This is a genomic window from Clostridiales bacterium, from assembly GCA_018333995.1.
Taxonomy (GTDB): Bacteria; Actinomycetota; Coriobacteriia; order Anaerosomatales; family SLCP01; genus JAGXSG01.
Genome location: JAGXSG010000008.1, coordinates 81,505 through 102,167, shown reverse-complemented (window position 1 = coordinate 102,167; position 20,663 = coordinate 81,505). Strand labels below are relative to the sequence as shown.

Here is a 20,663-nt window from a genome sequence, read left to right as displayed (position 1 = left end):
TCAGCTCGCCTGCTTCCAGTACGCGAACACGACGACCGCAACGAGAGCGACGACGTTCAAGACCCGCAAAACCTGTACGGCCGGCGAGGGCGAAACTCCCCATGACCGCAGAGCGCGGGCGCCCGCGACCTGCAGCACAATGAACACCGCCACCAGCACCAGCACCGCTGTCCACATCACCGTCACGACGCGTCCATCGCCGCCTCAACCGCTACGGCCTCCATCGCCGGCAGATACTGATCGATGTACTCGTCCTTGATGCGCTTAAGCTCACCGCGAGGCAGCAGCGTCGCAAGCTGCCAGCCTATCTCGAGCGTGCGCTCGATAGTGCGGTTCTCGTGTCCACCCTGACGGATGAAGCGGTCCTCAAACGCGTTCGCGAACGCCGAGAACGCCTTGTCGGACTCGGACAGAGAGGCCTCACCGAGGATGACCGCGAGCTCCTTCGCCTGGATTCCGCGAGCATAGGCTCCAAAGAGCTGATTAGAAAGGTCGGCGTGATCATCGCGTGTCTTGCCCGCCCCAATGCCCTTCTGCTTCAAGCGCGAGAGCGAAGGCAAGACAGCGACCGGCGGATACACGCCACGTCGGTGCAGGTTGCGGTCGAGAATGATCTGGCCCTCGGTGATGTAACCGGTCAGGTCAGGAATGGGATGGGTCTTGTCGTCCTCGGGCATGGTCAAGATGGGTATCTGAGTGATCGAGCCCGCCTTGCCCTTGATGCGCCCCGCCCGCTCGTAGAGTGTTGCGAGGTCTGTGTAGAGGTAGCCCGGGTACCCTCGACGGCCCGGAACCTCTTTGCGTGCCGCCGAGACCTCTCGCAACGCTTCGCAGTAGTACGTCATGTCGGTGTAGATCACGAGCACGTGCATGTCACACTCGAACGCAAGGTACTCGGCGGCAGTCAGCGCCATGCGCGGGGTGGCGATTCGTTCAACTGCGGGATCATCGGCAAGGTTGAGAAAGAGAACCGCTCGTTCGATTGCTGCGGTCTGCCGCAGCTCGCTCATGAAGAAGTCCGCGTCCTCAAATGTAACTCCCATCGCTGCGAACACCACAGCAAACGCTCCCGCCTCCTCGCCAGCAACAGCGGCCTGGCGCGCGATCTGCGCGGCAAGCTGGTTGTGCGGAAGTCCGGCGCCCGAAAAGATCGGCAGCTTCTGCCCGCGCACGAGCGGGTTCAAGCCGTCTACCGATGAGATACCTGTCTGGATGAAATCGTCGGGAAAGTCGCGAGCGGTGGGGTTGATCGGCGAGCCATGGATCGAGAGGCGCGCCTCAGGAAGTATCTCCGGACCGCCGTCGCGCGGACGCCCAAGGCCATCGAAGACGCGTCCGAGCATGTCGCGCGACACGCCGAGGGTCATGCCCCTGCCCAGGAATCGCACAATCGTCTCCAGAGGGTTCGATCCGCGCGTTCCCTGGAACGACTGTACGAGCGCTACATCCCGATTCACCTCGAGCACATTGCCGAGAGTGCGTGTGCCATCGGGAAACTCAAGTTCAACAAGCTCACCGTAGGTAACGCCCGTGACGCCCTCGACTAAGAGCAGCGGCCCGACGATGTCGCGCGTGGTCCTATACTCCCGCTCCACCCTAATCCCTCTCCTTACGGCATAACGCCAGAAGCTGCGTCTTGATCTCGTCCTCGATCAGGGCAAACTCACCGGTTTGTTCCTCGGCCAGATACTTTGCACGGCCAATGCGTTCCCGCACGGGCACCGAGAACAGTTCCTTGAGTCCCGCGCCGCACCGCCACGACTCCAGCGCGGTATCGTGGAAGTGCAAGATCAGCTTGAGCAAGCGGTCTTGCTTGGCAAGCGATGTGAACTGATCGTCGTCGCGAAACGCGTTTTGCTGGAGAAAATCCTCCCGGATCGACTTCGCGCTCTCGATGATGATCTGCTCTTCGGCCGAGAGCGCCTCGACGCCCACGAGCCGAGCGATCTCAGCAAGTTCGCTCTCGCGCTGCAATAGCTCCATGCACCGATCGCGCCGTCGGCGGTACGCCTCGCTCACGTATTCGCGCCAGTAGCCCTCAATCTTGTCGAGGTACAGCGAGTAACTCACGAGCCAGTTAATCGACGGGAAGTGCCGCTCATAGGCGAGCCTGTCCTCCAGCGCCCAGAAGACTTTCACCACGCGCAAGGTGTTCTGCACGACCGGCTCGGAGAGATCGCCTCCTGGCGGTGACACCGACCCTACAATCGACACCGATCCGGCGCGTTCGCCGTGACCGGCGCCGTTCGCGCCGTCGTCTTCGATCGGCCGTCCGAGTGCCACGACGTTGCCCGCTCGTTCGTAAAACGCCGCCAATCTGGTGCCGAGGTACGCAGGGAACCCTTCTTCACCGGGCATCTCCTCGAGGCGGCCGGAGATCTCGCGCATCGCCTCGGCCCAGCGCGAGGTGGAGTCCGCCTGAAGCACGACGCTGTAGCCCATGTCACGGAAGTACTCGGCCATCGTGATGCCGGTGTAGACGCTCGCTTCACGCGCCGCGACCGGCATGTTCGACGTGTTGGCGATGAGCACGGTACGGCGCATCAGCGGCTCGCCAGAGTAAGGGTCGTTGAGTTCCGGGAACTCTTTGAGGACGTCGGTCATCTCGTTACCGCGCTCCCCGCACCCGATGAAGATGACGATATCAGCGTTCGACCACTTGGCGATCTGGTGCTGGGTGACGGTCTTGCCCGCGCCGAAGGGGCCCGGAATGCAGGCGACACCTCCTTTGAGCAGCGGGAAAAACGTGTCTATGATGCGCGTCCCGGTCACGAGCGGCTCGCTGAGCGAGATCTTGCGACGGTACGGACGGGGCACGCGCACGGGCCACGTCTGCATCAGCAGAAGTTCGTGGGGGGTGCCGTCATCGGCGATCAGGCGGCCCACCGGGTCAGTGACGGTGTAAGTTCCGCTCTCGAGGTGCTCGAGTCGTCCGTTGACGGTCGGCGGCACCATGATGCGTTGCGAGATGACGTTGTTTTCCTGAACGACTCCGATGATGTCGCCAGCCTCAAGGTGCTCACCAGCTCGCGCCAGTGCGTGAAACGTCCAGCGCCTATCTCGATCAAGCCCCGGCGCGCTAATTCCACGAGCCAAGAACGCGCCTGCCATCCGTTCGAGCACATCGAGAGGGCGCTGCACGCCGTCGTAGACCGCGCCCATCATGCCGGGCCCAAGCTCGACGGAGAGCGGCGCGCCTGTCGAGATCACCGGATCCCCCGGTCCAAGACCCTCGGTCTCCTCGTACACCTGCACCGAACACAACTCTCCGCGCATCTCGATGATCTCGCCCATGAGCCCCTCGGCCCCGACGCGAACGAGGCCGTACATCCGGGACCTCGCGAGCCCCTCCGCCACCACAAGCGGACCCGCGACTTTGACGATGCGTCCCTGTTCGATCTGTGTCATCTACCTGTCCTCTGCTCCGATGGTGACGGCGGCACCGAGCGCACGCTCGATCGCGGCACTGATCCTCGCTTCTCCGGCACCGCCCGCGCTCCCTGCACCCGGTATGATCGTGATCGCCGGTAGCGGCTGCTCGGAGCGCGCCGAGACGAGTTCGGCAATCTGTTCGTAGACCGCCTCGGTGATGAGCACGACAGCGTAGTGGCCGCTGGTGAGCTCAGGCCACAGCTGCCGAGCCGCCGCGGGGACGGCAAGCGGGAAGACCGCAAACCCCAAGGGCCGAAAACCAGTTACGGTCGCCTCGTCACCCACGATGGCAATGGTGCGCGCGCTCATCTCACATCACATCCTGAAGTCGCGCTCTCAGCGCGTTCCGGTCAACACCGGCGAGGGAGCCTAGGAGTAACGTGCGTACCGCGGTCACCTCGGCAAGCCGGGACATCACGTAGCCAAGCACCGGCTCAGGGCCGATCGCGAACATGCGGCTTGTGCGCACCTTGCGCGCAAGCAGGGCGCTCGCGGCGACATCGAATCGCTCGATGTCGATGACGGCCTCAGGGTCCATTCCTCTAAGCGGCCCAGCGGAAGTCAGGCGCCGCGCGACGTCCTCAAGCGGCAAGCGATGCGCGGCCACAAGCGCGGAAACCGGGATCCGGCCCCCAGGCACCAAGCGCTCCTCGGCATACGCCGCTGGCGCCGCGCGTACCCGCGCACGCAGGATGACCCGCACGTTGGCGAGATCGGCTTCGAGGGCGAGAAGGTCGTTGAGAAACGGATTCCTCACGCGCTTCGCGATCCTCCCTAGCTCTGAGAATAGTTCGGCGTCGATCATGTCATCGATGCGCCCTGGTGCGAGTGCGCCGTCTTCGCCGGTGGCTGCGGCACGGATGCGGGACTCAGCCAACCTGAGCGGGCCGGAGAGCAGCTCGGCGGATCCGGTGAAGACATCGGGCGGTTTGGAGCCAAGCCGAGTGAGCATGCCGGACACATCCACGCCCAAGGATTCCGCCTTGAGGCGGCCCTTGAGATTGTCGAAATCGTGGCGGATACGGAAGTAGGCCACGACCTCCTCGGGTAGATGCGAGCGGCACAGGAAGCTCTCGTACAGTTCAGTGACGGCCGCCTCGAGCCCTCGCTCGACGCCCTCGGCGTTGTTCGCACGCTCGAGAAAGCCGCCGTAGACCGTCTCGCTCAAGATTCGACGCTGGCTCGTGATGTCGCGCGCGTCGATGAGGCGCTCGTACGTTGCCGACGAGAGCATTCGCGTCTCAAGTACGCGCACTCGGCCCACGGCAAAACCGTACCTGACTGGGTCGCGCACCATCCGGACGACGCCAGCGCCAGCGCCCGCACTGGTCCTGGTCCCGGTCCCGGTCCCGGCCCCGGAAAGCACCTCACTCACCTCGATCGAAGAGCTCGGCGGCGATTACGGACACCATATCCTCGGCATGACCCGCTACCACCGCGGCGGGCGAGACCTCGACGCGCACACGATCACCCTCGAGCACGACCCCCCTCGAAAGCGCCGCGGTCGTACCAGCCTCTTCGATTTCGATGCCGGCGTTAGCGAGCGCGACGGCGAGAACGTTCACGAGGCGATGAGCGTCCGCTTCCGCCACAAGCAACCGCTCCCCTCCGCGCGCCACACCCGCGACCTTGCGCACGATGAAGTCGGCGTACTCATCTGCGGGAAGCGACTCGAGCCGGGTGACCGTTTCCGCGAGCGTCCGGTCCACCATCTCGCGACGAGACGCTAGCGCTCGGTCCCGGGCCGTGATCCGGGCGCGCGCAAGCCGCGCCTGAGCGCCTTCTGTTGCCGCTCGCCGCGCGGACTCGACCGTGCGCTCGTGTTGCGCGGCCGCCTTCGCGTACGCGTCCGCGCGTGTGCGCTCGGCGGCCTCCTCGGCGCTACGGACGATGGTGTCCGCCTCGTGAGATGCGTCCTCGGCGATACGGCGCACTATATCTGCAAGCGCCACAGCAACCTACCCGGCGGTCACGTAGAGCATCATGATGATGGTGACGATGAGCGAGAAGACCGCGTACGTCTCAACGAGCGCGGGAAAGATGAGCGCCTTGCCGGCGTCTTCGTCGCGGCGCGCCACCATCCCAGCGGAACCAACCGCCGTCGATCCCTGGTAGATGCCGGACACGAGACAGACAAGCGCAACCGGGAGGCACGAGAAGAACACGCGCAACCCTTCGTGAGCACTGAGGTCGACCGAGCCGTCGAAGACGCCAAAGAAAATGAAGACGAGTAGCGCGGTGATGAACCCGTAGATGCCCTGCGTCCCCGGCATCGCCGCCAGCGGCAAGATGCGGCCGAACTTCTCGGAATCCTCGGAAACGACCCCCGTCGCCGCGTGGCTCACGATGGTGATGCCGATGGCGGAACCTATACCGCCCCCGCTCGCGGCGAGCGCCGCCCCAAAGTACGCCCAGTCGATTCCGGACAACCCCATGATGGTCTCATCCACTACCGTACGCCTCCTTTCGCCTCACCCGTCGCCGGGTGCAAGACCACTTGTTTGGTGCGCGGAGCAAACGGCGCAAACGGCCGTCCTCCGCCTTCGTAGAACTTGCTGAAGAACTCGACGAACTGCAACCGGGTGGGGTGCACGAACGCGCCGAGCAGACCGATGACCACGTTGAAGGTGTGGCCCACCACGAGGATCAGCACAGCGGCAAGGATCCCGATCCCAAATGGCACGTCGACCACAAGGCCCGCGAGCCGGTTCATCGTGTCGCCAACAAGCAGGCTTGCAAGCCCGAGTGCGGCAAGACGCGTATAGGACAGGAAGTCCGACGCGTACCCCACGAGACCATACAATCCGAGCAACCCTTTTCCCACGCCGAGAAGGACGCCGCCCACAGACCGGTCAAAAACTGCCCGCTCGATCACCCTGCCCTTGAGCACAACCGCCGCTACCAGCGACCACGGCAGCAGCCACCCGGCGGTAGACGGAAACGCCACCACCACGCCGACAGCCACAAAGAGAGCGAGCGTGGTCACGTCCTCGCAGAGTGCGCCGAGCACGTCTCCGGCCTTCACTTTCCGATACGCGTTGACGGCGACCCCAAACGAGATGTGCACAACGCCCAGCGCGACCGACACCACGAGCATCACCATGACGTCGCGCAGCGGGTCCAGCAACGGCTCGTAGCGCAGAAACGTCGGCAAGGCCTCCTCGGCGAGCGCAAAGTACGAGCGTGTGGCCACACCAACCATCACTGAAGCGACGCCGCCAAGCATGAGGAGGTCCATGAATTTGCGCACACCGGGCGCTACATCGAGCCGCGTCTTGATGAGCCAGGCGGCTACCGCGAGTATCACTCCGTATCCGACGTCGCCTATACACATGCCAAAGAAGATGAAGAAAAAGCCGGCGAGCAGCGGCGTGGGATCGATGTCTCCGTAGCGCGGACGCCCGTAGAGGTCAGTGAGCACCTCAAACGGACGGATAAGAGCGGCGTTGTGGAGCCGCACCGGTACGCGATCATCGGGTGCGGGGTCGGCGAACTCCAGATCCACGGCACCGCTGACCGGCGCAAGCGCTTCGATGAGCGCCGAGCGCTCGCGCGCAGGCATCCAGCCGCTCGCGACGAACACGCACTCGGAAGTGCAGACGTGCTCGATGACCTGCTCTGCGTCCCGGCGCGTAAGGAGGGCCTGCACGAGGGCCATCGCGTGCGTGTAGTACTTCGCCGCGAGCCGCGTCGCGGACGCCTCAACCTCGACGAGCTCAACGTCCAGTGCCGAGGCCTCCGAGAGCGCGCGCTCCCGCTCGGCCGCGGGCGTCCCGGCTATGCCGGCGAACGATACCGCCGCGAACTCCGTGTGCGCGAGGGTCGCGCGCACGTCGTCGAGCGCCTCCCGGTGCGCGATGACCACCCACGCCTCGCGCCCATCGGCCCGGCCGGCCTCAACGACACTCACGAACTCGCTTGCGTCACGCAGCATCTGGCGGATCTCCTCGGCCGAGGACTCCGGAACCGTGCCGCAGAACAGGGCCGTGTGCACCGTTCCGCGCCACTGCTCGATAGGTAGCGAAAGCAGCTCCCACGGCGCAAGCTCGTGAGCGAGCGCGCGCAACCGTATCCGCTCGCGATCGATCGTCGCTACCCGCTCGGCAATGTGCTCACACTCACGATAGACGCGCTCGAACTCCTCATCGGGGGCGAGCGCGTCAAATTCACCGCGCGTCATGTGCACCTTCTCGGCGATAAACGTCGAGAAGGGTGCGGAGCGTTTATAAAACCTGCCGAGAAGATCGCGCACGAACGTGGCGTCCGCGACCTTCTCATCGAGTTCACTTATACGCACGCGGTCGAGTGCGGCTGAAGAGAGCCTCTCATCGGGAACGATTGCCGTCTCGATCTCCACGACTCCCGCGGACTGGAGCAGATCGATCGCTGTTCGCCGAACGCTCTCATGACCGATCACCGTCACTTTGAGCATGCGGTCAACAGCCACTACCGGTTCACTCCATCACCGAACGCACGGCCGCCAAAACGGCGCGCTCGAAGCGTGACTCGGCGATGCTGACTTCTGACGCCCGAGCCGATTCACCGTGCGCGAGGACCTTCTTGGCCTCAGCGTCGGCTTCTCGCAGAATCGCGTCGGCCACCCTATCGGCCTCCTGCGCGGCGTCCCTCGCGGACTCGGCGGCAATCCGTTCCGCCTCTGCGATCGCGGTGTTGCCGATCTCCGCCGCCCGCTCGCGCGCCTCTGTGATCGCGCTGCGCGCCGCTTCCTCGGTCCGCAGAATCTCATCGAGTCTCTCCACGGACGGCTCAAACCCCCGGTCCCGAGTGGTGGACGAGTGCGATTGTAGCACTCTCGCAGGCGTAAGACGCGCACCAAATCGAATCACGCGAGGTGCTATACTCGTCGCGTCGCGTATCCCTTACTGGCCATGATTCGACATGCCTCTACGCTCAACCTCCTCCATTTCCGAGTCATCACGCGACGCCGCGCGACGCAGGCGCGCCAGCCGCCGTCGCTCGCGTATCGCTGTCGCGCTGACCGCTTTCGCCGTCGCGGCACTCGCCGTCGCCGCGCTCTCGAACGCTGGCAGCCAGAGCAGCCCTCGCACGGCAGGAGCGCCCGTCAAGGCGACGGACACATCCGGAACGCTCGGCACCGCGGTCGAGCCGTCAGCACCGGCGACGCGGCCGGCCTCCGTCAAGCCCGCCCCCGCGCTTCCCGCCACCCTCACCGTCGCCGCCGTGGGCGACATGCACTTCGACCGTCAGGTGAAACAGCTCATCGAACGGGAGGGAGGACTGGCGCCGCTCGTACACGTCGCTGCGCACCTCTCGGCGGCGGATGTCACCGTGGGCAACCTCGAAAGCCCCCTTTCGAACGGTGGCACCCCCTGGCCTGACAAGGACGTCCGCTTCCGAGGCGACCCTCGCGCGATCGAGGGCATCAAAGCGAGCGGGTTCACATTCCTCTCGCTCGCAAACAACCACATCCTCGACTACGGCGCCGAAGCGCTCAGGGACACCGTCCTTGCGCTCGACACCGCTGGTGTGAGGTACGCCGGAGCGGGCGCGAACCGCTCGGCCGCATGGAAGCCCGCCGTCGCGGCGTACGGCGAAACCACCGTCGCTTTCCTCTCGTTTAGCCATATCCTGCCCGCCGGATTCATCGCAACGGATTCGAGGGCCGGACTCGCACCGGGCCGCACGGACATGGAGGCGGTCGCACGGGCGATCTCGGCGGCCAAGGAGGAGCACGACTACGTCATCGTGTCGTTCCACTGGGGTGTCGAGTATAAGGACAACGCGAACGCCGGCCAGATCCGCGACGGGCGCGTCGCCATCGACGCGGGCGCCAACATGGTGCTCTCACATCATCCGCACGTCATCCAGGGGGTCGAGTTCTACAACGGCGGGCTCATCGCCTATTCCCTCGGCGATTTCGTGTTCGACCACTACTCGCGCAGGACCGGCGAGGCGTTCATCCTCGACGCCGAGCTCGGTCCGCACGGTGTCGCCAACGTTCGCGCCACGCCAGTCTACCTGCAAGGATTTGGCCAGCCGAAGTTCGTTCACGGCACCGAAGCGACTTCGATCCTCGAGCGCCTGAAGGCGATATCGGGACCCCACGGCACCTCGGTCATCATCGAGGGCGACACGGCGCGGCTGGTACCATGACGTCTCCATCGCGCACGAAAGGATCGCCTGGGCATCCCATGACACCGACCCCCAATGCAGAGCACACCGCAGCCGCCGATGCCGCGCGCGCCGCTAGGAGGAGCCGCTGCCGGGCCTCGGCGATCCGCACCCGGCGGGCGCGCCAGATCGCGCTTGCCACCGTCGCGACCTTCTCCGCGATCGCCGCTCTCTGGTGGACGTGGCCGACCGGCGGGGCGGCGTCATCGGGAGACGCGTCTGGCAGCTCCCACACGGCGACCGAAAGCGTCGCAGAAATGTTCACAACACCCGCGCCACCCACCCCGATCTTCGGGCACGGCGAGGGCATCGAACTGCATCTCGCGGTCGCCGAGGAGGACTTGACCGAGATCGGCTTCCATCGCGCCGCACGCGACAACGCGTTCGTCATCGAGTCATACCTCCCTGATGCGGACATGAAAGCAGCCGACGAGAATCGCGGTACCGGTCGAGTTCCCGCTAGGGTGGATACCGGCGCGACGGAGCCGCGGATTCTCGGGGGCACGGTACTCAGGATGTGGCGCTCGAGCCGCCCCGGCCCCCCTAACACCGCGGTCGACATCGGAGCCGCGCCCGGTTCGGTCGTCTTCGCTCCGATATCAGGAACGATCACCGCGATCACCCCGTATTCGCTATACGGGGAACACGACGACATCGAGATCCACATACAACCAACCGGCAGAGCCGACCTCGACCTCGTCATGATTCACGTGGAAAACATCTCCGTGAGTGTCGGAGATCAGGTGCTTGCCGGAGTCACGCCGATCGCGAGAGTACGGCTGCTTTCGGATCGAATCGACCATCAGCTCGGACAGTACTGCACCAGCCCGGGCGACCATGTGCACATACAGCTCAACCGCGTTGAAACACCTGGGCAGACGATACCCACCGAAGGGTCGTAGGCGCCTAGGAACCCGTGGGCTACTTCTCCTCGGTGGGCTCCTGCGCCGCGTCTGCGCGTAGCGGCAACCCAGGCGTGTCCGCCGCTGGCTCGCCGATGAACCCGCGAAACCTGCGGTCGAACTCGTAGCGGACGAGGCGCACCTTGCGGCCGCACCCTCGGCACTCGAGCAGGATGTCCATTCCCACGCGGACAACCCCCCACTCATTCGCCCCGCAGGGATGGGGTTTCTTGAGCCGCACGGTGTCACCCGCTCGCACAGGGGTTATCGGAAGGGCCACTCTCGTCTCCTCACGCGATCTTGTCTCCCTCACACGGGGAAAGATCGTCCGCCGCGCACAAGACATCTCCACACGGTATATGGGAGTATAGCCCCCAACATGACCGCTACAGGAAGGGGCCAGGCATGCGGACGCCCGCCATCCTCTCGGTGCTTGGCGAAGACCGTGTCGGCATCGTCGCCGCGATATCGCGCGCACTCGCTGACGCAGGCGCGAACATCGAAGACATCCGGCAGACGATCATCAGCGGGATATTCTCGATGACGATGCTTGTGACCGTTGACGAGGAGAGCACGCCCTTCGACGTGCTCCAGGAGCGGCTTTCCGGCGTTGGCAGTGAGCTCGGCGTCCAGGTCACACTGCAGCGCGAAGACGTCTTCCGATTCATGCACCGCATCTAAGATCGCCCCGCCACCGCAAGCGGCCTGCCGACCAGCCGCGCACACGCCAGGAGATTTCATGCTCAGCATCTCACCAGAGGAGATCGTCGAGACGCTGCTGATGGTCACGCAGCAAAACCTCGACATCAGGACCGTCACCCTCGGGCTCGCGCTCGACGCATGCGCGCACGATGAGATCGACGTGATAGCGGCCCGCGTGTACGACCACGTGACTGCGCACGCCGAGCGCCTCGTCCCCGTCTGCGAGGCCATCAGCATCGAGTACGGCATCCCCATCATCAATCGCCGCATCGCGGTGACCCCGATCGCGCACATCGTCGGAGCGTGCCGCGAGAGCGACCTGACCCCAATCGCCACCGCGCTCGACCGGGCCGCCGCGGAGATCGGGGTAGACTTCATCGGGGGCTTCTCGGCGCTCGTACACAAGGGAACCGGCGACGCTGACGCGCGCCTTATCGACTCCATCCCCTCCGCGCTGGCAACAACCGAGCGAGTCTGCGCGTCGGTCAACGTCGCGTCAACGCGGGCGGGAATCAACATGGATGCGGTCATGCGCATGGCCGAGGTCATCGTCGAGACATCGAAAGCGACCGCCGAGCGCGACAGTTTTGGCTGCGGCAAGCTGGTGGTCTTTGCGAACATGGTCGAGGACAACCCCTTCATGGCCGGCGCCATGCATGGAGCGGGCGAGCCCGATACGGTCATCAACGTGGGAATCTCGGGGCCCGGCGTAGTGCGCGCGGTCGTCTCCTCGCTCCCGGAAGACGCGGACCTCACCGCCGTGGCCGAGGCAATCAAAGCGACCGCGTTCAAGATCACCCGTGCCGGCGAGCTCATCGCGCGTGAAGCGGCGCGCAGAATGGGCGTCCAGATGGGGATCGTCGATCTCTCGCTCGCACCCACACCCGCCGCGGGCGACAGTGTCGCGGCGATCATTGAGGCGATAGGAGTCGAGCGATGCGGCGGACCCGGCACCACAACCGCGCTCGCGCTCCTCAACGATGCGGTCAAGAAGGGCGGGGCGATGGGGACGTCGAGCATCGGCGGCCTGTCCGGCGCGTTCATCCCCGTCTCCGAAGACACGGGCATGGTGCGCGCGGTCAACGACGGCGCTCTCACGCTTGAGAAGCTCGAGGCGATGACGGCGGTGTGCTCGGTGGGACTCGACATGATCGTGGTGCCGGGCGACACCTCCGCCGAGACACTCGCCGCGATCATGGCCGATGCGTTTGCCATAGGCGTCATCAACCACAAGACGACCGCCACGCGGCTCATCCCAGCTGCCGGGAAGCGCGTAGGCGACGTCGTGGAGTACGGTGGGCTCTTCGGATCGGCACCGGTGATGGCCGTGAACGGGTGGGCCGGAACGCGCCTCATGCGTCGCGGCGGACGCTTCCCCGCTCCTCTCGGAAGCTTAAGGAATTAGCGCCAACAAGGCGCTGCGCAAAGCCGGGCTCACCGCCTTTAGTCATTCCGGCCCGGATGAACGGTCATTTGATGCACATGTAGTGCCGTTCATCACGTTATCCTGCCGAACGGCTAAACTACCTTCATTCAGTGCACCGCCCGATCCGATGAATCTCGCGTACAGCACAACCAACCGCGGTGCCGAGCCGCACCAGACCGAGGAGGAAACGCAATGAAGAGGACCGCCATGATCGCAATCGTGATCGCGGCCCTGACGTTCGGCGTCGTGGGATTCGCTCTCGCTACCGACCGTACCGTCGTGGTAACCGCTAACGTCACCCCCGCGTTCGAATTCACGCTTCAAGGACCGGCCGCTCTCACCCTCACAGCAGATCCGCTCACAACCCCCGTCGCCACTGTGGGCTCGTCCCTGCGTGTACGTTCTAACATGCCGTGGACCTTCACCCAGCAGACCCCGGTCTATTCGAATGCGCTGTTCGGTACCTTCATGAGCGACACTGTCAGCGTCGCAAACGGCTTGCAGACCCGCGGAGTGACTCCGATCACCACGAGCTACACGCTCAACCTGGGTAGCGACGCCGCGTACTCACTGCCTGTCGGTGCCTACACGGCGACCTACGTCTACACCGCCGTCCAGAACTAGAACCCGCGTATAACGTCTGACCCGAAACCCGGGGCGTATCGCCCCGGGTTTCGCGCTTTCAGCACAACTGAATCACCGGCGGCCAATTGATCACACCCTGCTGATCTTCGAACCGCAGGTTCCACCCATTCGTCGCCCTTCTGCAACCGTTCGTCCGTTTGTCCCTCCATAGAGGCCGTTCGTCACACTATTGTAGCCTTTCGTCTCCGATCTACCTGTCAGAACCGCTGACAGGAGGTGCACCGGTGAGAGCGGGACGTGTGATTGGAGTGACGGCGGCCACGGCCCTCGTCATTAGCGCGCTCGCGCTTCCTCGGTTCGCGGTCGGCACCGGCGTCTCGGTATCGTTCGAAATGGCACCGATCGTGAGCGCCACTTCCGTCGATAACGGACTCGTGATCCGCTCCAACACCCAGTGGGAACTTACCGGCATCGCACGAGCGGCGTGCGGCTCAACAGAGATCGTCTACGCGAGCGGAGGGAGTACAGGCGCTGCGGGCGCGCTCGTGGAAACCGGAGACCTCACCGAGTACACCCTCGTGCCGGTCACTCCGAGGTAGCGAGGCACTCGCCCGCGTCGCTCTACAACGACTGCTCGCGCTCCTCGGCCAAGCGTTGACGCTTCTCGGAGCGTACTTGCTCCCGTGCCACCTGCTTGCGTGCGGCGCTGTTCACACTCGCGCGCCACGACAGCCACAGGAGCGGAAATCCGACTCCAAGGATGACTGCGATCGCAAACCACAGCGGAATGACAAAGAATGTCCGGTCCTTGTGCAGGCGTTCTGACACCACCGCCCCCGCGTCTCCGGTATCCCGCTCATGCGCGATCTCGACCCGGAGCGTAAACCTGCCAAAGCCCGCATTTTCCAGCGCGAGCCCGCCCACGTACTCACGCTGGCCTTGCGCGTAGACGATCGCCTCCGTCTCCACAACCGAGCGCATGCGCTCGGCCTCGCTACCATCGAGCACGACGAGTTCCGGGACGTAGCGCTTGTCTATGTTTCCCTCGTTGACCACGCGGAACGAGTACGGAATCACGTCACCGATCACAAACGAGCGCGCCGAGAACGGCGCCACATCGATCCGGTCGACGATGTCGCCTATCACGCGCAGTACCACACGAGCACCGATCCGCCCGGAGATGCGAGACGCCGTGCCCTCGGTGCCTGCCGTTTCAAACATTTCAAAGAAGATGATCGCGTTGTAGTCGCCCGGGGCGGCGTTGGCAGGAACGGTGAGGTCGAAATCGACCTCGATCTCCTGTCCGGGCTCAAGCTCGATGTACGGAGTGTTGGCGATGATCTTCGTCATGTCCGGCGCACGCACCACCATCCACGACGCCGGACTGCGCAAGAACTCTCCCGCTTCGCCGGTCGGCCGCACGTACGTTGGCTGCCCTTGTGCGTCGTAAGTGACGTCGCTCGTGTAGAGCAACGCCTTGAGCGGCTCAGTGCCCGTGTTCGCGACGCTGATCGTCTCGGACGCTGAACCTCCTGGCGCAAGTGAGAGCTCCACCGTACCGGTGCTGAGCGCGATCGTCCGCTCGGCGTACGCGGAGCCCGGGACGAGCGCTGCCGCACACAGGACCGCGGCGACACACGCGACCACCAATCGACGCGAACCATGAGCACCCATCAAATCCCTACCGCCTCACGGAACTGGCGCACCTGCCGCCTCGCCACCGGAATCTGCGTCTCATCACGATCTGTCGCGATTACCACGTACGCACCCTCGGCCCGCACGATCTCTTTGATCTTGTTGAGGTTCACCATGTAGCTGCGATGCACCCGTACAAACGCGTCTGGGCCAATCCGCGCTTCAAGCTCGCCAAGCGTCATGTCCACGAGGTACTGGTTTTCGAACGTGTGCGCGTACGTGGACTTATTGCGAGCCGAAAGGAAGACGACATCGTCGATCGAAAGCAGCACCGTCCGTCCACCCTTGCGCACAGCGAGTTTGCGAAAATCGCCCTCACCGCCCCGCCCTGCGTCGCGGACCTGTCTACGGCGGCCCTTCGCCAGCGACTCTACGCGCGCGGACAGCTCGAGAATGTTGAACGGTTTGGTGACGTACTGCTGCACGCCCTGCTTGAACGCGAGGATCTTCGCGAGGTCCTGAGTCTTGGCCGTAAGCATGATCACAGGCGTGTCGGCAGTTGCGGGGTTGTTGCGGATCTCCATGAGCGCCATCCAGCCATCGACCCGCGGCATCATGATATCGAGCACGACAACGTCGATGAGCTCCCGGTTGAGGACCTCGATGCCTTCCGCGCCGTCACCTGCCGAAAAGACACGCATGCCATCGGCTTCAAGGCCCATCCGGATCATCTCGACGATCGACTCGTCGTCGTCGATGACGAGTACACCGACTTGATCAGTCATTGCCACCGCCACGTCACTCGCCGAGCGGAACGCGTGCCGCTCGTCAACCTGTCTGAACCGTCAGTATACCGCATGAAACTCCTCACACGCACATCCGTCAGAGCAAAATCACCGTTCGGCGGATGAAGATACCGTTCGTCAGATAGGTACTAGAATTCACGCCGGTAAACACCGAATGTGACCACTCGCGCGCTTGACCGTACACCGGCCCCTAGAGGATGCCGATAGTGTGAGCAAGGACACATCTCCACATCCGCCGATGAACCGCGCCGTGGGATTGTGACCGGCACCGTCACCCAGACAAGGGACTGACCGCACGATGAACGGCTCATCCACGCATGCTCGCGAGCACTTGGGGCGAACAGAGTCCGCGATACGTCGCACACGCCCTCGCTCTATCACAACGTGCGCGCTCACAGCGTTGCTGTTGATATCCTTCCTGCTCGCACCCACCGGATCCCAAGCCCTCACTTCAGCGCGTATCACCATCGACGGCACCATGACCGATTGGGACGGCGTGTTCCTCGACGCGGACAACGCCGTCCTCGACACCACCGGACCTGGGGATCCGGACACTCCGGACCAACCTGACCGCGACTTGGATCTCACGGCTGCCACGTGGGACGAGCAGAATCTGTACTTGTTCTGGCGCCGCACCACCTCAGGGACCCGTGCTGTCACGATGTTCGCCTACATCGACCGCGACGGCGACGGCGTCATGCGCAGCGGTGATGTCGTCGCCATCATGGGATTCTCCAACTCTGGTTACCAGCCGAATCCTAATTCGAGTAACGTCGTCTACTACAGTGCCCACAACTCTTCATCTAGCGACGTGATGCGCGGTGACGGCCACACGATGCCGGGCCAAGCCCGTCCAGGCCAGAACCGTGTGCCCGGTGCCGTATACAGTGGCGCTATGGACAGCTCGGGCCTGCGATTCGAGGCGTCTGTCTCGTGGGCCGCGCTGGGAGTGCCCGCTGGCAGCCCGATCTCGATCCAGTTCGCGGTGGGCAATGGATCGCAATCACCCACACACATCGAGGACAACGCCGGTCCGAGCGGAGGGCTTTCCTTCGCACGACCCGCTGTGTCGCTCTCACCAGCGCTCACGACCGCAGGCGGGGTGCCTGGCACGGTCGTCACTCACTCGTACACCATCACCAACAGCGGCAACCTTCCGCAGACGTATACGCTTGGAACATCCTCTCTGGCTGGATGGAACGCGAGCACGTGGGTGGCTGGGGCACCCGCGACTTCCGTGACACTTGCCCCGGGAAGTTCGGTACCCGTCAATTTGCGCGTCGCGATCCCGTTGGGCACCGCACAAGGTGTCGCCGCAACGACGGCACTCGCTGTGACATCGACCACGCACGCCAGCGTCGTCGCGCGCGCCACAGCCCACACTGTCGCGGGCGCACTTACCCTCACGCCGAACCACTCCGCTTCGATCCACTCCGGAGCGGCGATCGACTACAGGCACACCGTCGCGAACAACACCGGTGCTTCGGCGGTCGTGAACCTCTCCGCAACCTCGTCACTCGGCTGGCCGGTCGAGCTCTACCTCTCAGACGCTATCACCCCAGTCAACTCACTCACCCTTGCCGCGGGCGCCTCGGTCGACGTGGTCGCACGGGTGCGCGTCCCGGCTGGGACGGCTCATGGTACTCAGGATGTCACCGCGGTACGGGCTGTCCTGGCCACAGACCCGACGATCCTCGGTGCGGCCCAGGACGCCACAACCGTACGCCCCGAGTTGGAGATCACGCCTAATCTCGAGTCCGTCGGCGGTCCTGGCACAGCCGTTTCCTACACGCACCGCGTCACGAACAACGCCGCGGCCGCCCGCTCAATCAACCTCTCCGTACGGTCTTCCTCGGGCTGGCCGGTGAGCCTTTTTGCGGCTGACGGAGTGACTCCGATCAGCTCGGTGACGCTCGGACCGTACGGCGCGAGCGTCGACATCGTGGCCCGAGTGCAGATACCTGCGGGAGCGAGTGAAGCCGCGACCGACATCATGACGGTGACCGCCTCACACGGATCATTCTCGGCGTCCGTGACCGACACCACACGGGTGCGCAGGCTTGCTACGTACGATGGCCCCGGCTTCGGCAGTGTGGCCACGAATTTCAACCCAGGCGACACCGTGTACGCGCGTGGCATGGGACTCACCGGCTTTTCACAGGTACGCTTCCGCTGGATCAACGCGAGCGGCACAGTCGTCCACACCTCGCTCCCCGTGGGCGTCAACACCTTGCAGACAGCGCACAGCTTTTACACGCTGCCAGCGGATGCCACGCATGGCACATGGAACCTTGTGCTCCTCAACTCCTCAAACAACGCCGAGATCACGCGGGTCACCTTTAACGTGTCGCCAGCAGCCCGTATCACGTCCCTGAGCGCTAGCAATGCGCCGGGTTTGGGAGACATGGTGCACGTCTCATCGACAGCCGCCAACAACGGTGCCCAGTCGATCTCAGGTTCGACGATGACGTACGTCATCTGGTGGGACACCGACGGAAACGGCGTGTTCGGAGCTGGAGACCTCTTCATCGACTCCTCTGGCGCGAGTCGTGTCTACGACGGCTCGGCGCCAGTGAGCACGCGCACGACAACCGGCATCACGGTGCCTGCCGGTGCCACGTGGACCGAGCCGCAGCCCTGGGCTATCTCCAACACTGGATTTCCCAACCAAGGAACCTACCGGGTCACAGCCACGTGGAGGACCACGTCGGGCATGCTGATCGACACCCGGACGACAGAGTTCTACTCGATTCCCGCACTGGGCTGGCCCCTTTTCGCTCTCACGTTGCTCATCGGAGTCGTCTTCATGTGGCACTCCCGGCACCGGATGACACCGGCGCTCGCGAAGGCAAGTGCGCCATGATCATGTCGCCCTACATGCTCCTGTTCGCGACCGCCGTGTGGGCGCTGCTCACCTGGCGGCTCTGGAGCACTCGTCACTGGCTGGTCTTCTACATCACGGGCGCACTCGGCTTCGTGCTACTCGGCATCTCTGCACTTCGAACCTTCGGACTCGACACCGCTGTGGAGTACGCACAGGCACAGCAGGTGATCGCCCTTGCGGGACTGCTCGGAATCGAACTCTCCCATCTCGGCACCTCGGGACTCGCCATCCCAAACCACACGGGTTGGGCGATCTTCGACATCGGCATCGAGTGCTCGGCTCTGCTCGAGACGCTCGCGTTCACCGCGCTTGTGGCGTTCTACCCAGCGTTCCGGCCGGGGAACAAGCTCTGGATGGTGCTCGCGGGCGTGGCCGCGACGTGGGTGGTCAATCTCCTGCGCATCCTGCTAATCGTGGGCATCATCAACGCACTCGGCACCTCGTGGGTGTATCCGGCGCACGCCGTGTTTGGACGGTTGTTCTTCTTCGCCGCCACCGTGGCGATCTACTGGTTCCTTGTGACGCGGCCGACGATCACGATCGTCTCAGGCAACCTCAAGGAGGCATGATGGACAGCCTCCTAGTGTTCATGCTCGTCTGGGGCGTGTGGCTGATAACGCCGGTGCTCATCGACGGGGTGGACGCCGTTAGCCGCTTGGTGGTGGTCAAGACACGTGAACGAGGTCTTGCCCGCCGCCGAGAAGTGCCCGACGACGAGTTGCCGACAGTCTCGCTGATCGTCCCGGCGTACAACGAAGCCGCTGTCATTGACCGTTGCCTAACCTCGATCAAAGCACAGGCCTACCCGCACGAGAAGTTCGAGGTCATCGTCGTTGATGATGGAAGTGACGACGGCACGCCGGAACGGGTAGAGCACCACGCCAACGGCGGAAGCACCGAGAACGGTGACGCGTTCCGCCTGCGCGGGCGAGCTATCCGAGTGGGCCCATTCCGCGGCACCATCACCCTTATCCGGCGCCAGCGCGGCGGCAAGTCCGAAGCGCTCAACGCGGGCATCGACGCGAGCTCGGGAGAGATAGTCATCAACATCGATAGCGACGTCGTGCTCCATCCGATGGCGATACGCAATATCGCGGCGGCGTTCGTGCGCGATCCGAAGCTCGGCGCACTGACAGGAAGCATCGAAATAGACTGGGACGTTCTCGAGTCTCGTGATGAACACGGCCGTCTGGTGCTCGACGAAGAGGGCCACATAGTGCCCCGCACTCTGACGGCGATGGAACGATTCCTCGCAAAGGCGCAGTTCCTGGAGTTTCTATCTTCTTTTGACCTCGGCCGCCGGGCACAAGCGCTCACCGGAACCATGTTCACACTCGCGGGCGCGTGCTCGGCGTTCCGGCGCGACATTCTCCCCTGCGGACCATGCTACTCGAACACCACAGTCTCAGAGGACACGTGCCTGACGTTCGCACTTCATCGAAACAACGTCACCATTGGCTTTGCCGAGGACGCGAAGATCTACCTGGAACCAGTGGTGACCTGGGACGAACTGTACGCGCAACGCGCCCGTTGGACGCGCGGCCAACTCGAGGTCTGCGGTTTGCACGAGGAGATCATTGGCACGCACAAGCATGGTGCCTTCTCGCGACGCTCTCTCCCGAAGACGCTCTTGCTCGACCACACGCTCGCGTTCCCGCGACTCATCTGGGCACCACTCATCCTCTTCTTTCCGATGTTTGGGTACTCCTGGAGTGTCATCGGCATGGCGCTCGCAGGGATGTACGCGTTCTACGTTGCGATCGAGGCCGTCAACACCACAACCGTGTTCGCAATGTCCGACGAGCATACGCGCGGACGCATCGAACAGTGCGGGTGGACGCTGCTGTTCTTGCCTCTCTTCAGATTCATCGTGTTTCACTTCCGTTTTTCGGGCTTCCTCGTCACTCTCATGGAGGAGCCACAATGGACCATCCAAGGACCGGTTGGCGGAATGCAGGACGGACTTCGTCTCATGCGTGTGCGCTCGATCGAGTTCGTCACGATGGTGGCCAGCTCGCTTACCACCGCGGTACTGCGCATGGGCAGAGTGACGCTCTCCGTGCTGGGTCCGCTTCTGGTCACCGTCATCGTACTGGCTGGGCGTCTTGAGGCACTGTGGAAGCGATCGGCATAAGATG

The 20,663-nt window shown here is 64.0% G+C and carries 21 protein-coding genes; 9 read left to right on the top strand and 12 right to left on the bottom strand.

The features are described 5' to 3' along the window. Genes KGZ40_02740 through KGZ40_02700 form a run of 9 tightly spaced genes read right to left on the bottom strand, consistent with a single transcriptional unit; the run spans position 1 to position 8,192 of the window. Entirely contained in the window at positions 1 to 186 is a 186-nt protein-coding gene (locus KGZ40_02740) for a hypothetical protein (protein ID MBS3956433.1), read from the bottom strand. Then, positions 183 to 1,595 (bottom strand): V-type ATP synthase subunit B, encoded by a 1,413-nt coding sequence (locus KGZ40_02735; GenBank protein ID MBS3956432.1) that lies wholly within the window; start codon positions 1,593 to 1,595, stop codon positions 183 to 185. Before KGZ40_02735 ends, KGZ40_02740 begins: the two co-directional genes overlap by 4 nt. A 1-nt stretch (position 1,596) precedes the next feature. Further along, on the bottom strand, positions 1,597 to 3,408 hold the full coding sequence (locus KGZ40_02730) for a V-type ATP synthase subunit A (protein ID MBS3956431.1): 1,812 nt from the start codon (positions 3,406 to 3,408) through the stop codon (positions 1,597 to 1,599). Next, positions 3,409 to 3,741, bottom strand: a complete 333-nt coding sequence (locus tag KGZ40_02725) for a V-type ATP synthase subunit F (GenBank protein MBS3956430.1) — start codon at positions 3,739 to 3,741, stop codon at positions 3,409 to 3,411. A 1-nt stretch (position 3,742) separates the two neighbouring features. After that, a complete protein-coding gene (locus KGZ40_02720; GenBank protein ID MBS3956429.1) occupies positions 3,743 to 4,798 on the bottom strand; it encodes a V-type ATPase subunit in 1,056 nt (351 codons plus the stop codon). A 1-nt stretch (position 4,799) separates the two neighbouring features. Then, positions 4,800 to 5,384, bottom strand: a complete 585-nt coding sequence (locus KGZ40_02715; GenBank protein ID MBS3956428.1) for a hypothetical protein — start codon at positions 5,382 to 5,384, stop codon at positions 4,800 to 4,802. 6 nt (positions 5,385 to 5,390) lie between these two features. Then, a complete protein-coding gene (locus KGZ40_02710) occupies positions 5,391 to 5,867 on the bottom strand; it encodes a V-type ATP synthase subunit K (protein ID MBS3956427.1) in 477 nt (158 codons plus the stop codon). Positions 5,868 to 5,881: 14 nt separating this feature from the next. Further along, entirely contained in the window at positions 5,882 to 7,879 is a 1,998-nt protein-coding gene (locus KGZ40_02705) for a V-type ATP synthase subunit I (GenBank protein MBS3956426.1), read from the bottom strand. Positions 7,880 to 7,886: 7 nt separating this feature from the next. Beyond that, on the bottom strand, positions 7,887 to 8,192 hold the full coding sequence (locus tag KGZ40_02700) for a hypothetical protein (GenBank protein ID MBS3956425.1): 306 nt from the start codon (positions 8,190 to 8,192) through the stop codon (positions 7,887 to 7,889). Positions 8,193 to 8,331: 139 nt separating this feature from the next. Here KGZ40_02700 and KGZ40_02695 point away from each other — a divergent pair, with 139 nt between their 5' ends. Continuing rightward, positions 8,332 to 9,567 carry a CapA family protein gene (locus tag KGZ40_02695; protein ID MBS3956424.1) on the top strand — a complete coding sequence of 412 codons (1,236 nt, stop codon included), beginning with the start codon at positions 8,332 to 8,334 and terminating at the stop codon, positions 9,565 to 9,567. A gap of 38 nt (positions 9,568 to 9,605) precedes the next feature. Further along, positions 9,606 to 10,487 (top strand): M23 family metallopeptidase, encoded by an 882-nt coding sequence (locus tag KGZ40_02690; protein ID MBS3956423.1) that lies wholly within the window; start codon positions 9,606 to 9,608, stop codon positions 10,485 to 10,487. Positions 10,488 to 10,506: 19 nt separating this feature from the next. Here KGZ40_02690 and KGZ40_02685 read toward each other — a convergent pair whose 3' ends face one another. Beyond that, entirely contained in the window at positions 10,507 to 10,833 is a 327-nt protein-coding gene (locus KGZ40_02685; protein MBS3956422.1) for a DUF951 domain-containing protein, read from the bottom strand. Between the two features lie 59 nt (positions 10,834 to 10,892). Here KGZ40_02685 and KGZ40_02680 point away from each other — a divergent pair, with 59 nt between their 5' ends. The 4 genes from KGZ40_02680 (at position 10,893) to KGZ40_02665 (ending at position 13,799) form a co-directional block, all read left to right on the top strand. Further along, positions 10,893 to 11,168, top strand: coding sequence for an ACT domain-containing protein (locus KGZ40_02680; GenBank protein MBS3956421.1), 276 nt, complete (start codon positions 10,893 to 10,895; stop codon positions 11,166 to 11,168). Between the two features lie 58 nt (positions 11,169 to 11,226). After that, positions 11,227 to 12,594, top strand: a complete 1,368-nt coding sequence (locus KGZ40_02675; GenBank protein ID MBS3956420.1) for a PFL family protein — start codon at positions 11,227 to 11,229, stop codon at positions 12,592 to 12,594. A gap of 213 nt (positions 12,595 to 12,807) precedes the next feature. After that, entirely contained in the window at positions 12,808 to 13,239 is a 432-nt protein-coding gene (locus KGZ40_02670; protein MBS3956419.1) for a hypothetical protein, read from the top strand. Between the two features lie 245 nt (positions 13,240 to 13,484). Continuing rightward, positions 13,485 to 13,799, top strand: coding sequence for a hypothetical protein (locus tag KGZ40_02665; GenBank protein MBS3956418.1), 315 nt, complete (start codon positions 13,485 to 13,487; stop codon positions 13,797 to 13,799). Between the two features lie 22 nt (positions 13,800 to 13,821). Here KGZ40_02665 and KGZ40_02660 read toward each other — a convergent pair whose 3' ends face one another. Next, on the bottom strand, positions 13,822 to 14,874 hold the full coding sequence (locus tag KGZ40_02660) for a hypothetical protein (GenBank protein MBS3956417.1): 1,053 nt from the start codon (positions 14,872 to 14,874) through the stop codon (positions 13,822 to 13,824). Further along, the gene (locus KGZ40_02655) at positions 14,874 to 15,620 is read right to left on the bottom strand and encodes a response regulator transcription factor (protein MBS3956416.1); all 747 of its coding nucleotides are present in this window, start codon (positions 15,618 to 15,620) and stop codon (positions 14,874 to 14,876) included. The genes KGZ40_02660 and KGZ40_02655 overlap by 1 nt, the downstream gene beginning before the upstream one ends. 319 nt (positions 15,621 to 15,939) lie before the next feature. Between KGZ40_02655 and KGZ40_02650 the strand changes: the two genes are divergently transcribed. The 3 genes from KGZ40_02650 to KGZ40_02640 are packed head-to-tail and all read left to right on the top strand — an operon-like array spanning position 15,940 to position 20,659. Beyond that, positions 15,940 to 18,504 carry a hypothetical protein gene (locus tag KGZ40_02650; protein MBS3956415.1) on the top strand — a complete coding sequence of 855 codons (2,565 nt, stop codon included), beginning with the start codon at positions 15,940 to 15,942 and terminating at the stop codon, positions 18,502 to 18,504. Then, a complete protein-coding gene (locus KGZ40_02645; protein MBS3956414.1) occupies positions 18,501 to 19,094 on the top strand; it encodes a hypothetical protein in 594 nt (197 codons plus the stop codon). The genes KGZ40_02650 and KGZ40_02645 overlap by 4 nt, the downstream gene beginning before the upstream one ends. Continuing rightward, a complete protein-coding gene (locus tag KGZ40_02640) occupies positions 19,094 to 20,659 on the top strand; it encodes a glycosyltransferase (protein ID MBS3956413.1) in 1,566 nt (521 codons plus the stop codon). Before KGZ40_02645 ends, KGZ40_02640 begins: the two co-directional genes overlap by 1 nt. Positions 20,660 to 20,663 lie beyond the last annotated feature (4 nt).